Consider the following 14,618-nt stretch of genomic DNA (forward strand, 5'->3'; position numbering starts at 1 on the left):
GGCGTGTGCCGCTTTTGCCCCTGAATTTACAGCAGCTCGTTTTGTTATTTGCTACACTATCGCCACTTTATAATAAGGCGCTAGTTTGTATGTTATATATTGGATGCCCTCAGTGGTCGAGCAACGCATGGAAAGGCAATTTATTTTCAAGCCAATGTAAAAACGCCGATATGCTTAGCCAATACGCCCAACATTTTAACTCAGTTGAAGGCAATACCAGCTTTTACGCTGACCCATCGCCAAGCACCATATTGCGCTGGGCAAACAGCGTACCCGACGATTTTAAATTTACGTTTAAGTTTAATCGTCGCTTTAGCCACGAGCTGCATCTAACTAATGTTCAAACCGAGCTTACTGATTGGCTTAACTTGTTCTCCCCTATTTTAGAAAAAACCGGGCAAATCATGCTGCAATTACCTAAAGCATTTGGCCCTAGTGACTTACCCAAGCTAGCACAATTTATTAGCCTATTACCAAAAGAGGTTAATTACGGTGTAGAGGTACGTCATACTGCGTTTTTTCAAAAGGGCGAAGCCGAAATAGCGCTTAATCAGTTATTAATGGCAAACAAAATAAATCGCATATCGATGGATACTCGCGCCCTATTTGCGGTAAAACCAACAACAGAAGCGCTAATAGATGCACAGCAAAAAAAGCCGCATTTACCCGTGCATGCCATTGCTACAAGCATGCAACCCATGGCGCGCTTTGTGATAGCTAACTTACAAAACGACTATAAACCCTTTTATAAACCGTGGCTGAGTAAAGTAAAACAATGGCTTGATGAAGGAAAAACCCCTTATGTGTTTTTTCATACAGCAGATAACCGAGAAGCGCCATTATTAGCAAGGCAGTTTTGCAAAGACCTTGGTTATAATCACAAAGCATTAAACCCATTTACTGGCGAAAAAGAAGCCCACCAGCAAGCACTTTTTTAAAAGTAAAACGACAGAGAAACAATAATGAGTGAATACGCACGTTACTTTACCGGCTACCCAGCTAACATCGTTGAGCAAGTATTAAGCCTTATAGATAACAACAAGGTATGTGACTACTTACTTAAAAAGTATCCGCAAGCACATACCATTACTAGCGATAAACTACTTTATAGCTACGCAACCGAGCTTAAAAAACAGTATTTAAAAAACGCACCGCCGTTTGGGCGCGCGGCGTTTAAAAAGCAAGGCGATATGGTGACCAATGCACTCGGTACACATACGTATCGAATGCAAGGTAAAACCCGAAAGCACGATTTAGCCATAAACAGTGATTTATTGCGCGCACCCGAACCATTACTAAAAGCATTAGTAGTACACGAACTCGCCCACTTTAAAGAAAAAGATCACAACAAAGGCTTTTATCAACTTTGCTGCCATATGGAACCGAGTTACCACCAATTGGAATTAGATTTAAGGATATTTTGTGTGGTAGTCGCAATGGGAGAGAATCCATATGGCTATTAAATATACTTGTAGAAAAACTTAGCAGGACCATGGTAATGTTCTAAACTACAGTGATTAGCAATGGATAGCATATGAAAAAAATAGACCTTCATTTACATACAGTTTCAACACCAAGCGATCGTAATTTCTCTTTTTCTATTGAACGTTTAAAATGGTACGTCGAAGAAGGTAATTTAGACGCTATTGCAATTACAAACCACAATATGTTTGACCTCAATCAGTTCTATGAAATCCAAGAAAAACTCAGTATTAAAGTTTTCCCAGGTATAGAAATAGATGTTGAAGGAACTCATATTTTATTGATTGCAGAAAATGATCAGCTATTAGATTTCTCAGAAAAATGTCAACTAGTGAAGGAACAAATACCCGACAGAAACACCTCTATAAATGTTGAAAAATTAAAAGAAATTTTTCCGCGAATTTCTGATTACTTATTAATCCCACATTATAAAAAGTCTCCCGAAATACATACAGATACCCTAAGTAAACTACAGCATTTAATTAGTGCGGGGGAAGTATCTAGCGCTAGAAAGTTTATTTATTGTATTAAAGATCCTGATGCTTTAGTACCTGTATGTTTTAGTGACTTAAGAATAGAAGAAAGACTTCATAAAATACCTGCAAGACAAACGTATATAAACGTTGGCGAAATTAGTCTTAAGTCAGTTAAACGAGCTTTAACAGACAAACAAAAGGTACATTTATCAAAAGAAGAGGGGCACAAGTTTTTCAATGCTCTCAATAATGGGCTTAAGTTGTCCACTGGATTAAATGTGATATTAGGAGAACGATCAAGTGGAAAGTCACATACACTGAATTCAATAGAAGAAGAAAATACCACTGACGATATTCGTGTTAAGTATGTAAGGCAATTTTCTTTATTACAAAAAGATTTAGATGATGAAAAAGACTTTTCAAATCGCCTGACTACTAGCCAGTCGCAAATAACTCAAAACTATTTAAAAGAGTTCCAAGAGGTCGTTGATAAGATTAAAGATATTGATTTGGATAACTCAAGTCGAACCTTGGATAATTTTGTTAACTCATTACTAAAACATGCCTCGGAGGCGGATAAGCTAGACTCATTCGCAAAAGTAAAGTTATTTACTGAGTCCAAATTCCAAATAAATAATTTGTTATCCTTAAAAGAGCTTATCAAAGCAAGTATTACTTTAGCCGACAATTCTGAATATCAACACATAATCAACAAGCACATCTCTAGCGACAACTTAAATTTCTTAACTGTTGATTTAATTGAAAAATACAATAAAACCAAGGAGTCAGAGCTTCAAAAAGCTTACGTTAACGATATTGTAGACAATATAAAAAGCGAACTTCAAATGCGAACTGCGGCCTCACCTGTCACCGAAATAAATTTGTATGAACATGTCTTGGATATTGAAAAAGTAAGTAAATTTAATGATGTTGTTGAAAACTTAAAAATCAGTAAAGAATTTATAAGACAAGACATTCAAGGCTTTTTAAAGGTTGCTAAAAGGGGAACGTTTAACTTCGCCAGAGAGCTTGGAGCTGTTCTCAATAAGCAAATATCTTTTGCTAATGCATTTAAAAGTTACGACATTAGCGGATACGAATATTTATCCGAATTAAAAAAAATATCGGGATTATCTGAGACTGATTACTACAAACATTTCGCTAAAATTAGTTACGATATTTTAAATTCATCAGGTTATACAGTTTCTGGCGGCGAACGTTCAGAATATAGGCTACTACAAGAAATTAGCGATGCTAGCCAATATGACTTATTACTGATAGATGAACCAGAATCATCATTTGACAATGTTTTTTTATACAACAAGGTAAATAAGTTAATCAAAGAAATGTCAAAGTTCATGCCCGTAATAATTGTTACTCACAATAGTACTGTAGGGGCGTCAATTAAGCCTGATTATTTGATTTACACAAGTAAAAAAAATGGAACCACCGGTGTTCAATATGAAATATACACTGGCTATCCTAACGACAAATACCTTGTAAACTTGGATGGTGATAAAACTCACAACCATAAGGTATTACTTGATTGCTTAGAGGCGGGTAAAACACCTTATTTAACAAGGAGAGATGAATATGAAATGCTTGCAGATTAAAAGTGGTAAGGGCTACTTTTCGGTGGACGGAAATAATTGGGCACTACTTGATCAAATAACCAAAGAAGATATTTTAAAGATAATAACAAGTGGTTTACAGCATGGCTTTGAACTAGATAGCCCTATCGACAACGAAGTTAAAAATAAAGCGCATGAGATAATATATAAAAATCTTCAAGCTAAATTTATAGAACTGAACGAACAAAAATCTCGCTTCAAAGACGAGAGTGAAAATTTATTTAAAGAAGCCTTAGTGAAATATAAAGAATAAAAGCAAATGTAACTATTAGCATTGTATTTAATAATTAATAAAAAAGCGCGATTTCAAATCGCGCTTTTTTATTAAGTTACTTTTCTTACTTACCACTGACAGCTTAAAACTGACAGCTCAAAAGCGTGTTGGGTTTCGCTTCGCTCTACCCAACCTTGTATCTCTTCTTGATGAGTGTTTAGCTAGCACTTGTCACATCGGGAAGACAGTGAGCTCGTACCCAACCAGAGTGTGAAAATGCTGTGACGTAGATTGAGCCCTGACTTCCTAACCTCCATTAAACTGAATGGTATCCTAGCGCCCCAACTAAGGGTGACGCTGCATGTACAAGGGGAGTAGATAGAGATGAAAGCTTTTATTGGCATTGATGTGGGTAAAGAAAAGTTAGATATTTCCTGGCTACGCGATGTAGTCAAAAGTAAAAAGAAAACGAAGATTTTTAAAAATAACCCAAAGGGCTATCAAGAGTTAGTTGCCTGGTTGATAAAGAATACAAATTTAGAAGCACAAGATATTGTTATTACAACAGAGCCCACAGGTGTTTATAGCGAGCCGCTGATGTATTTCCTATATGAGCAAGGATTTATTTTATTACATGTAAATCCTGGTAAAGCAAAACAGTACGCAAGTTCATTAGGGCTTGTCCATAAGACAGACAAGTCAGACGCCACAATGCTTGCTCGTTATGGTCATGACCAACAGCACTCACTTTTAAGTTGGCAGCCTGAGCCTGTTGAAGCGAGAGAGTTAAAAGTAATGACGCGTAGACTTGAAGCACTTGAGCAAGACTTACGTCGCGAAGAAAATCGTTATGAAGCTGTTGGTTTCTCAGGTGCATCTACTCGAGTTACTCAGTCAATTGAAGATATGATAGCTGTACTAAAAACTGAGATGGGCAAGCTAAAAAATGACATTGATGAGCATATTGATAGACACCCACAATTAAAAAAGAACCGCCAATTGCTTCAAAGTATCAAAGGTGTTGGAGAGGTCATATCACGTATGATGGTGTCCTTGATGGCATGTAAACAGTTTAAAAATGCCAAGCATTTAGCTTGTTACTTAGGCTTAATACCTAAGCTTAATGAGTCAGGCAAACGGGCTGGAAAAACAACCTTAAGCAAAGAAGGGCCTGGGTATATAAGGGCTAAATTGTATATGGCTGCTGTAGTAGCTGTACAACATAATCCAGATATAAAAGCCCAAAATAAGCGATTAGTGGAGCAAGGTAAAACAAAAATGCAGGCAATTGGTGCTGCAATGAGAAAGCTGACACATATCTGTTTTGGTGTTGTGAAGAATCAAACTGAATATCAGCCCCAAGCAATTTAAAGAAAGCTTGAGGCTGATTAGAAGAGATGGTATCTACGTAACATTAAAGCCCTAAGCCTGCCATAAAGTCGTCATCTGCGTCGTCTTGCACAACGTCTTTAGCCTTGGCGCTTTCTTTTTCAGCTTTCTTTTTAGCTTCGTTTTCAATTATGTCATCTGGATCTAGTGCTTCTGCAATATCAAAGTCATGTAATTTAATGAACTCTGTTTTATCCATCGCTAATTCCAAGTAAAAAATATTTTGTTTACTTGTGGTGAATGTTACGCGGCGGGCTTGCGGGCGATCCATTGTGGTATCTACCGATATTTGCACTTGCTTATTTATTGCCATCATTTTTGGCTGGTTTTGCGTAATTGAAGTATGTAATTGCTCACGCACTTTAGACGTAAAGTCGCCAACAATTTGATTCATCAACTCGCCTAGTACGTTTGATACGTCGTCTGATAAATGGCTATGCGCTATTTCATCTTCTGGCATTCCCATATTGCGCATGTAATCGCCATAAATTTCCATCGCTGCTTGCGAAGTAAAGTTGGTAATTACGAGTCCTGTAAAACCGCCGTCAAATAAAACAAAGCAACCAATATCTGGTCGCATACATGTACGTGTTATTTTTTGCACCATGGCTGAGTAGCTAATACCATTACCGCTGGCTGATGTGAGTACACCTGTCACTGAATGACAAAGGGTTGCTAATATATCGTCTGTGCTGATGACCTTACTTTTGCTCATTTAATCTTCTCTTTTGTACTTATTATTCATAATTCTAGTCAAGCTACTGAATTTATCACTGACTATCCAGTATAAAATGTTAAAATAGCGTCATTATTTACAAAGAGACTGCCTTCGTGACCATAAAAGACAGTATTTATGCCTCTGAGCAACAAGTAAAAGATTTTAGCTTTGACCAAAATGTAGTCGAAGTTTTTCCAGATATGATCCAGCGCTCTGTGCCAGGTTATGCCACCATTGTAAGCACGATGGGTAAGTTGGCAGGCGAATACGCACAAAGTAATTCAAACCTGTACGACTTAGGTTGCTCGCTTGGCGCAGTCACGCTTAGCATGCGTCGTAACATTCGCACCGATAACTGCCATATAATAGCGGTAGATAACTCTCAAGCTATGGTTGAACGTTGTAAGGTACATTTACAAGGTTTTAAATCAGATGTGCCGGTTACTGTTACTTTGGGCGATATTAACGAGCTTGAGATTCAAAACGCATCGGTTGTGGCAATGAACTTTACACTGCAATTTATTCCACATGCGCAGCGCCAAGCCGTGCTTGAGAAAATATACGCTAATTTAAAACCTGGTGGTGTATTGCTGCTAAGCGAAAAAATTAAAGCCGAAAACGAGCAATGCGATAACCTATTAATTGATTTGCACCACGACTTTAAACGTCACAATGGCTACTCTGAGCTTGAAATAAGCCAAAAACGTACCGCCATCGAAAACGTTATGCGCCCAGATACACTAAGCGCTCACTTTACTCGCTTACAAGATATTGGTTTTAGCCAAACTCAAGTGTGGTATCAATGTTTTAATTTTTGCTCAATGGTAGCAATTAAATAAAGAGAGTCATCCATGTCTCAATGGTTTAACCAATTTTACGCATCTATCGCACAAAGCCCACTTAGTCACTGGCTAGAAACCCTCCCTGCTCAATTAAAACATTGGCAAAACGAGGCTAGCCATGGTGATTTGCCTAAATGGCAAAAAGTACTTAAAAACTTGCCTGAGGTGGAAACTTCTCATGTTGATATTTCTACTAAGGTAGAAATAGGCGCCTCTGGCGAAATGAGTGATGGCGAGCAAAAGCAAACCATGCATTTATTAAAACGCATGATGCCATGGCGCAAAGGCCCATTTAGTGTGCACGGTATTGAAATAGACACAGAGTGGCGCAGTGATTGGAAGTGGGACCGCCTGCTGCCTCATATTGAGCTATTAAAAGGTCGCACCGTTTTAGATATTGGTTGTGGCTCTGGTTATCATTTATGGCGTATGCGCGGTGAAGGCGCGGAGTTTGTAGTGGGTATTGATCCGTCTGATTTATTTTTATGTCAGTTTCAGGCAATTAAACACTACAACCCAGACGAAAACGTACATTTATTGCCACTAGGTGTTGAAGCATTACCCGAGCTTAAAGCGTTTGATACGGTTTTTTCGATGGGCGTACTTTATCATCGTCGCTCACCTATCGACTTTTTAGCGCAGTTAAAAGCACAGCTTCGCCCAGGCGGCGAACTCGTACTTGAAACCCTAGTAATTGAAGGCGATGAAAACACGGTATTAGTCCCTACCGACCGCTACGCTAAAATGCGCAACGTTTGGTTTATTCCAAGTACTGCAGCATTAAAGCTGTGGATGGAACGCGTTGGCTTTAAAGATGTGCAAATAAAAGATTGCGCTATTACCACGCTTGAAGAGCAACGTAAAACCGACTGGATGGAAAACGAATCGTTAATCGACTTTTTAGATCCAAACGATACAAGTAAAACAATTGAAGGCTACCCCGCTCCACTTCGAGCCATATTAACCGCAAAAGCATAGCTGTTAATTTAACGACTTTAATACTAAAAAAACGCCTACGGGCGTTTTTTTGTTTATTTAAACAACAGACAGCGGACAAGTGTCCTTGTTAATTATTTCAAAATTACATTTACGCTAGCCGCGACCTTGCAATTGTTGTAAAATACGCGCGTTTCTAAGCAACCCAAAACAACTATTTTGAGGAAAACCTGTGAGCGAACAAAAACAGTCTCTAAGCTATAAAGACGCGGGCGTAGATATCGACGCTGGTAATGCACTTGTTGAGCGTATTAAAGGCGTAGTTAAAAAAACTCGTCGTCCTGAAGTAATGGGCGGAATTGGTGGTTTTGGCGCACTTTGCGAAATTCCTGAAGGCTACAAGCAACCAGTATTAGTTGCAGGCACAGATGGCGTTGGTACTAAACTACGTTTAGCAATCGACTTAAAAAAACACGATACGGTTGGTATTGATTTAGTTGCAATGTGTGTAAACGACTTAATTGTTCAAGGTGCTGAACCCCTGTTTTTTCTAGATTACTATGCAACTGGTAAACTAGATGTAGACACAGCAGCTGACGTAGTGACAGGTATTGGCAAAGGTTGTGAAATTTCAGGTTGTGCCCTGATTGGCGGCGAAACAGCTGAAATGCCAGGTATGTATGATGGTGAAGACTACGACATGGCAGGCTTTTGTACAGGCGTTGTAGAAAAATCAAAAATTATTGATGGCACAAAAGTAGCAGCAGGCGATCAGCTTATTGCACTTGCATCAAGCGGTCCTCATTCAAATGGCTTCTCTTTAATTCGTAAAGTACTTGAAGTGTCAAAAGCTGATACCAGCGCTGACTTTGAAGGTAAAACATTAGGCGAAACTCTACTTGAGCCTACGCGTATTTACGTAAAACCTTTACTTGAGTTATTCAAAAACGTTGACGTACATGCGCTTTCGCATATTACTGGCGGCGGTTTTTGGGAAAATATTCCACGCGTATTACCTGCTTCAGCAAAAGCTGTAGTTAAAGGTGATAGCTGGCAGTGGCCACCAATTTTTAATTGGTTACAAGAAAACGGCAATATTACTACACACGAAATGTACCGTACATTTAACTGTGGTGTAGGCATGGTTTTAGTAGTCCCTGCAGACAAACTTGAGCAAAGCTTAACAATGCTAAAAGACTTGGGCGAAAATGCATGGCACCTTGGTGAAATTCAAGATGCAGCAGCTGGCGAAGAGCAAGTTGAAATTGTAGGTGGTGCTAAGTAATGGCACCGACTCGTCTGGTAGTTTTAATCTCAGGTAGTGGCTCTAATTTACAAGCCATCATAGATGCCTGCGAACGTGGCGAGATAAACGGGCATATAGCGGCTGTTATTAGTAATAAAGCAGACGCTTATGGCCTAGAGCGTGCAAAACAAGCAGGTATTGCTACAAAAGTGCTCAGTCATAAAGATTTTGACTCGCGCGAAGCGTACGATGCGCAATTAATGAACGTTATCGACTCTTTTATGCCAAATCTAGTTGTATTAGCTGGGTTTATGCGTATTCTTACTCCTGGCTTAGTGCAAAAATATGTTGGAAAAATGTTGAACATTCATCCATCTTTGTTGCCTAAGTATCAGGGGCTGAATACCCACCAAAGAGCAATTGATGCAAAAGACGATGTTCATGGCGTAAGTGTTCACTTTGTTACTGAAGAATTAGACGGCGGTCCCGTTATTCTTCAAGCGCAAATACCTGTACTCAAGGATGATACAGCAGAAACATTAGCAAAACGCGTGCATGAGCAAGAGCATATAATTTATCCTTTGGTGGTCAAGTGGTTCAGTGAACACAGACTTACTATGGAAGCAGATTATGCAGTTCTTGACAAAAAACAACTTCCTGCACACGGCGCGCACTACCCACAATAAAAAAATAAGTGCCCTGTTGTTATGTGCGGGCGCTTTACTTCCAACTAGCCTAATTGCAGGCGAATTGACCCAGTATCAAGCTAATTACGATATTTTACGCAAAGGTAAAAATCATGGTGAGGCTGTTCGTGAGCTCAAAAAAACGGGCGACGATACTTATGAACTTACATACCACAGCAATATTGAGTGGATGATTTTCTCTGACTCTCGTGAAGAAACATCAAAGTTTACCTTTAAAGATGGCAAGGTTACCCCGCATCATTACAACATGATTCGTACAGGGACAGGCCCAGATAAAGATTACAAAATTGATTTTGATACAACAAACAAAGTAGTGACTAGCAGCGCTAGTGAATACCCACTCAAATGCGAATGGACTGATGAATTTCAGGATGCTATTTCGTACCAAGTGCAAGTGCGCGAAGGATTGAAAAAAGGCGAAACAAGCTTTTCATTCCCCCTTATAGATAAAAAAGGTAACCGCCGCGACTACAACTTTGAAGTTGTTGAAAAAGAGATGATCTCCTTACCTATCGGTAATGTAGAAGCCATTAAAGTGAAGCGTTTATACGATAACGATAAACGCCAAGCAATTGCATGGTTTGCGCCAGAAATGGATTACATGCTGGTACGTATGTGGAAAGGCGAAAAAGGTATGGAGCAGTTTGAAGTTCAAATGAATTCATTTACTGTTACTGCGCCTACAGCTGTTGCGCCTGCTACAGCACAACAACCTCAAGAAGCTAACTAAATTTAATTAAACCAAAGTTAAGTTAAGTTAGTATTTAAAATAGGTGGGCTAAATTAGCTCACCCATTTTAAATAATGCAAATTCCCCAGGCTCCATTTTTTGCCAGCGCTCATCATTCGTCAAAGGCCTTGTAGCTATAACTGTTACTACATCGTTTGGTGTGGTCTCTTGTTGAAAATCAACCACCATGTCGGCATCAATCAACGTTGCTTTACCAAATGGCGCACGGCGCGTTATGTAATGTAAGTTATTAGTGCAATACGCTAAAACAAACACCCCATCGGTCAATAACATATTAAACACCCCTTTTTCTCGCAGAGTATGCGAAAGCTTAGCCGCGTATCTAAAAACCGACGCCATATTACTTGGACGCTTTGGGTATTTTTCGCGAATTTTATCAAGCAACCAACAAAAAGCGAGTTCGCTATCAGTGTTACCTACTGGGCGATAGTACTGCGGTTTTAAATCATGATAATTAGATAGCTGCCCGTTATGAGCGTAAGTGATTTCACGCCCCCATAACTCTCGCGTAAAAGGATGAGTATTTTCAAGGCATACTCGCCCGCGGTTACCTTGGCGAATATGGCTAATAACCGAGACACTTTTAATGGGGTATGCTTTGACGAGCTTTGCAATTTCAGATTGATAACTCGGCTCAGGATCTTTAAAGGTTCTACAGCCTTTACCTTCGTAAAATGTAATACCCCAACCATCTTTATGTGGTCCCGTGTTTCCGCCACGCTCTAAAAGGCCTGAAAAACTAAAACAAATATCGGTAGGCACATTGGCTGACATGCCAAGTAATTCACACATTAATAAAATAACCCTTAAAAACCATACATTAAAATAAATAGCGTTATATTTGTGTATTAAGCGTACACTAATTTGCAGCCCGCTATAACGGCTATATTTACTTAAAAAGTGTCATTTTGCTATTAGATTTATTTATTTTTACGTTAACACTACTTACGGCTAATGCTTTGACTATACGATAGTTATTGAGTGTTCCTCTGTCGGGTAATTAAATATCGTATTTAAGTTACTTTCTACTACAATTTAACTTCGTTATGTACTTGAAAATTACTGTTACTAGCGCTACTCTAAGTGAGGTGGTCTGACCTCTATTAAGGAATAAAAATGACACTCATATTTACACTGGTTCTAATCGCGTTGCTTTGCACTGCGGTTTACCACAGAGCAAGTTGGAACACAGCACTTGGTGTTTCGGCTATAACTTTATTAATTGGTACCTTTGCGGGTGCTTTTGGTTTAATTAGCTGGTTGATCTTTTTGATCATCGCGGTTCCTCTTTCTGTTACTGGCCTTCGTCAGCAATATATCATCAAGCCTATTTTTGCTACGTTTAAAAAAGTAACGCCAAGCATGTCTGATACTGAAAAATCAGCTATTGATGCCGGTACGACGTGGTGGGAAGCTGACTTATTTTGCGGTAACCCAGATTGGAAAAAACTTCACCAATACCCAGTTCCTAAACTTACTATTGAAGAGCAAGCCTTTGTTGATGGCCCTGTTGAAGTAGTTTGTAGCATGTTGGACGATTGGGAAGCAACGCACGAACTAACCGACCTTCCTCAAGATGTGTGGCAGTATCTAAAAGATAATAAATTTTTTGCCATGATCATCAAAAAAGAATACGGCGGTTTAGAGTTTTCTGCATTTGCACAGTCTTGTGTACTTCAAAAACTAACAAGTAAATCAACATTACTTTCGTCAATTGTTGGTGTACCGAACTCTTTAGGCCCAGGTGAATTATTACAACACTATGGTACAAAAGAGCAAAAAGATCATTACTTACCGCGCCTAGCGAGCGGTCAAGAAATTCCATGTTTTGCATTAACTTCGCCAGAAGCGGGTTCTGATGCAAGCTCAATTCCAGACTACGGTGTGGTATGTAAAGGGCAATGGAATGGTGAAGAGGTTGTGGGTGTTAGTTTAACGTGGAATAAGCGTTACATTACACTTGCCCCAGTGGCTACCGTACTTGGTCTTGCGTTTAAGTTACAAGATCCAGATGGGCTAATTGGCGACAATAAAGAGCCAGGCATCACCTGTGCACTTATTCCAACGGACACTCCTGGAGTTGAAATTGGTCGTCGACATTTCCCGCTAAACGTACCATTTCAAAATGGTCCTACTCGCGGTAAAGATATTTTCGTACCACTTGATTATATTATTGGTGGTCCAGATATGGCTGGTCAAGGCTGGCGCATGCTGGTTGAGTGTTTATCGGTTGGTCGTGCAATTACATTGCCGTCAAATTCTGCCGGTGGCATTAAAATGATTGCCGTTGCAACGGGTGCGTATAGCCGTATTCGTCGTCAGTTCCGTTTACCTATTGGTAAAATGGAAGGTGTTGAAGAGTCACTAGCAAAACTTGCTGGTTACGCATACAGCTCTGATGCTGCGGTTAGTATGTCTACGGGTGCGGTGGATTTAGGCGAAAAGCCATCGGTAGTTTCTGCCATTATTAAATACCACCTGACAGAGCAAATGCGTGATGCAACTATTCATGCAATGGATGTACTTGGCGGTAAGGGCATCATGCTTGGGCCAAATAACTATTTAGGTCGTGGCTATCAAGGGGCACCTATTGCCATTACCGTTGAAGGTGCAAACATCTTGACCCGTAATATGATTATTTATGGTCAAGGTGCAATTCGCTGTCATCCATTTGTACTTACCGAACTAGGTGCGTGCGAAATTGAAGACCGCGAAGAAGCGCTTAACGTATTTGATAAAGCGCTAATGGGTCACATTGGTTTTACTATGTCGAATCTTGTACGTACTAAATGGCTTGCACTTACCGGCGCTCGTTTTACAAGTGTGCCGTACAACGACGAAACTGCTGAATTTTACCGTATAGCGTCACGCTTTAGTGCATCACTTGCTCTTATGTCTGACATTAGCATGGCAGTATTTGGTGGTTCACTAAAACGTAAAGAACGTATTTCAGCACGTTTAGGTGACTTACTTAGTTACTTATACTTAGTGTCTGCAACGCTTAAGCGTTACAACGATGAAGGCCGTAAAAAAGAAGACTTTGCTCTAGTAAAATGGAGTTGTCAAGATCACCTTTACCATTGCCAACGTGCACTTGCTGATTTAATTAATAACATGCCTTCCGCTCCACTACGTGCCGTGTTAAAAGTATTGTTATTCCCGTTTGGTCGCCCTGTTCGTAAACCAACTGACCAACTTGAGCATAAACTTGCGCAACTACTACAAGTACCTAGCGAAACGCGTAACCGTTTAGCAAGCTACGTATACTTAAAAAATGAGCCGCTTAACCTTGTGGGCCGTCAAGAGCAAACGCTTAAAGACATCCTAGACGTTGAGCCATTATTTGAAAGAGTATGTAAAGAGAAAGGTCTTAAACTGCCATTCTTCCAGCTTGATAAAGTAGCACAAATGGGGCTTGAAGCAGGTATTTTAAGCCAAGCAGAAGCTGATAAACTAGCTGCTGTTGAGCAATCTCGTTTAGATGTTATTAACGTTGATGACTTCGACCCTGCTGACTTACTTGCAGGCAAAGCCGCGCGTAATAGCGTTAAAAAAGAAGCTGATGCTGCTTAACTAAGCTAAGCATTTACAGACCAAAAGCCAGCATATAACGTGCTGGCTTTTTTGTGCACAATAAAAATTTTAACAACGTGATGGAGTAGTTTAATTCGTTAGATTGTTTAAATAATTATACAGCTTGGTATAACAGGCAGCTCTGACATCTAACCAACCCTAAAAGCTCTGTATTGATTAAATACCCTTAATTCATCTCTATACTCCTGTAAAAACTTAAACCCTCTCAAGAGCTCTACAAGTACAACACTATAAAGTTAATGACTATACCAATTAGCAATAATACTTAGAGCCTGCCTAGCAGTGTTAAAAGTCTCTGATATACGACTGCATGAATGCAGGAGATGGAGCAATGCAGGATCATTTGCCGAAAACAACTAAATAACGAATTATTCATTATTATCGACATGCTTTTCTTACATCAAAATAGATTACTTAATTAAGCGAACTGGGGTTAAACCTGCCGTTAAGTTAACTGCGGTAAAAGTTTCAAAGTTACGAAAGAAGGGATACAGCGCAATGCACAAGCACTTCCCAGAGCATCGGCAGATTGATATAGGTATTGATACGGATAATAAGGAATATTAGCAGGTTCGTGCAAGTAATGTGTTTGATAGCTGATAGCTGATAGCTGATAGCTGATAGCTGATAGC

At 39.5% G+C, this 14,618-nt stretch carries 14 protein-coding genes; 11 read left to right on the plus strand and 3 right to left on the minus strand.

Annotated elements, in window-relative coordinates; genetic code table 11:
* Positions 1-89 precede the first annotated feature (89 nt).
* From H5122_RS18630 to H5122_RS18650, 5 genes are all read left to right on the plus strand, one after another.
* The gene (locus H5122_RS18630; protein WP_182682285.1) at positions 90-938 is read left to right on the plus strand and encodes a DUF72 domain-containing protein; all 849 of its coding nucleotides are present in this window, start codon (positions 90-92) and stop codon (positions 936-938) included.
* 24 nt (positions 939-962) lie between these two features.
* Positions 963-1,463, plus strand: a complete 501-nt coding sequence (locus H5122_RS18635) for a M48 family metallopeptidase (protein WP_182682286.1) — start codon at positions 963-965, stop codon at positions 1,461-1,463.
* 71 nt (positions 1,464-1,534) lie between these two features.
* Entirely contained in the window at positions 1,535-3,571 is a 2,037-nt protein-coding gene (locus H5122_RS18640; protein ID WP_182713005.1) for a PHP domain-containing protein, read from the plus strand.
* Positions 3,552-3,842, plus strand: coding sequence for a hypothetical protein (locus H5122_RS18645; protein WP_182682288.1), 291 nt, complete (start codon positions 3,552-3,554; stop codon positions 3,840-3,842). Before H5122_RS18640 ends, H5122_RS18645 begins: the two co-directional genes overlap by 20 nt.
* Before the next feature lie 345 nt (positions 3,843-4,187).
* Positions 4,188-5,174 (plus strand): IS110 family transposase, encoded by a 987-nt coding sequence (locus H5122_RS18650; RefSeq protein ID WP_182682289.1) that lies wholly within the window; start codon positions 4,188-4,190, stop codon positions 5,172-5,174.
* Positions 5,175-5,217: 43 nt separating this feature from the next.
* Here the strand turns inward: H5122_RS18650 and H5122_RS18655 are convergent, their stop codons facing one another.
* The gene (locus H5122_RS18655; protein ID WP_101163167.1) at positions 5,218-5,907 is read right to left on the minus strand and encodes a DUF3334 family protein; all 690 of its coding nucleotides are present in this window, start codon (positions 5,905-5,907) and stop codon (positions 5,218-5,220) included.
* A 116-nt stretch (positions 5,908-6,023) separates the two neighbouring features.
* On the opposite strand from H5122_RS18655, the gene cmoA reads away from it, so the two are divergent.
* From cmoA to H5122_RS18680, 5 genes are all read left to right on the plus strand, one after another.
* Positions 6,024-6,749, plus strand: coding sequence for a carboxy-S-adenosyl-L-methionine synthase CmoA (cmoA, locus tag H5122_RS18660; RefSeq protein WP_007378000.1), 726 nt, complete (start codon positions 6,024-6,026; stop codon positions 6,747-6,749).
* A 12-nt stretch (positions 6,750-6,761) separates the two neighbouring features.
* Positions 6,762-7,730, plus strand: coding sequence for a tRNA 5-methoxyuridine(34)/uridine 5-oxyacetic acid(34) synthase CmoB (gene cmoB / locus H5122_RS18665; RefSeq protein WP_182682290.1), 969 nt, complete (start codon positions 6,762-6,764; stop codon positions 7,728-7,730).
* A 190-nt stretch (positions 7,731-7,920) separates the two neighbouring features.
* Positions 7,921-8,973 carry a phosphoribosylformylglycinamidine cyclo-ligase gene (gene purM, locus H5122_RS18670; RefSeq protein WP_002959993.1) on the plus strand — a complete coding sequence of 351 codons (1,053 nt, stop codon included), beginning with the start codon at positions 7,921-7,923 and terminating at the stop codon, positions 8,971-8,973.
* Positions 8,973-9,620, plus strand: a complete 648-nt coding sequence (purN, locus tag H5122_RS18675; RefSeq protein ID WP_002959994.1) for a phosphoribosylglycinamide formyltransferase — start codon at positions 8,973-8,975, stop codon at positions 9,618-9,620. The genes purM and purN overlap by 1 nt, the downstream gene beginning before the upstream one ends.
* A gap of 16 nt (positions 9,621-9,636) precedes the next feature.
* A complete protein-coding gene (locus H5122_RS18680; RefSeq protein ID WP_002959996.1) occupies positions 9,637-10,371 on the plus strand; it encodes a DUF3108 domain-containing protein in 735 nt (244 codons plus the stop codon).
* Positions 10,372-10,419: 48 nt separating this feature from the next.
* On the opposite strand, the gene H5122_RS18685 is transcribed toward H5122_RS18680, so the two are convergent.
* Positions 10,420-11,184, minus strand: a complete 765-nt coding sequence (locus tag H5122_RS18685; RefSeq protein WP_007586947.1) for a class II glutamine amidotransferase — start codon at positions 11,182-11,184, stop codon at positions 10,420-10,422.
* Between the two features lie 324 nt (positions 11,185-11,508).
* Here H5122_RS18685 and fadE point away from each other — a divergent pair, with 324 nt between their 5' ends.
* Positions 11,509-13,965, plus strand: a complete 2,457-nt coding sequence (fadE, locus tag H5122_RS18690) for an acyl-CoA dehydrogenase FadE (protein WP_002960075.1) — start codon at positions 11,509-11,511, stop codon at positions 13,963-13,965.
* Positions 13,966-14,431: 466 nt separating this feature from the next.
* Here fadE and H5122_RS20110 read toward each other — a convergent pair.
* A partial coding sequence (locus H5122_RS20110) for a hypothetical protein (RefSeq protein WP_220496135.1) occupies positions 14,432-14,618 on the minus strand: 187 nt, incomplete at its 5' end.

The organism is Pseudoalteromonas sp. SG43-8 (assembly GCF_014164245.1).
Lineage (GTDB): Bacteria > Pseudomonadota > Gammaproteobacteria > Enterobacterales > Alteromonadaceae > Pseudoalteromonas > Pseudoalteromonas distincta.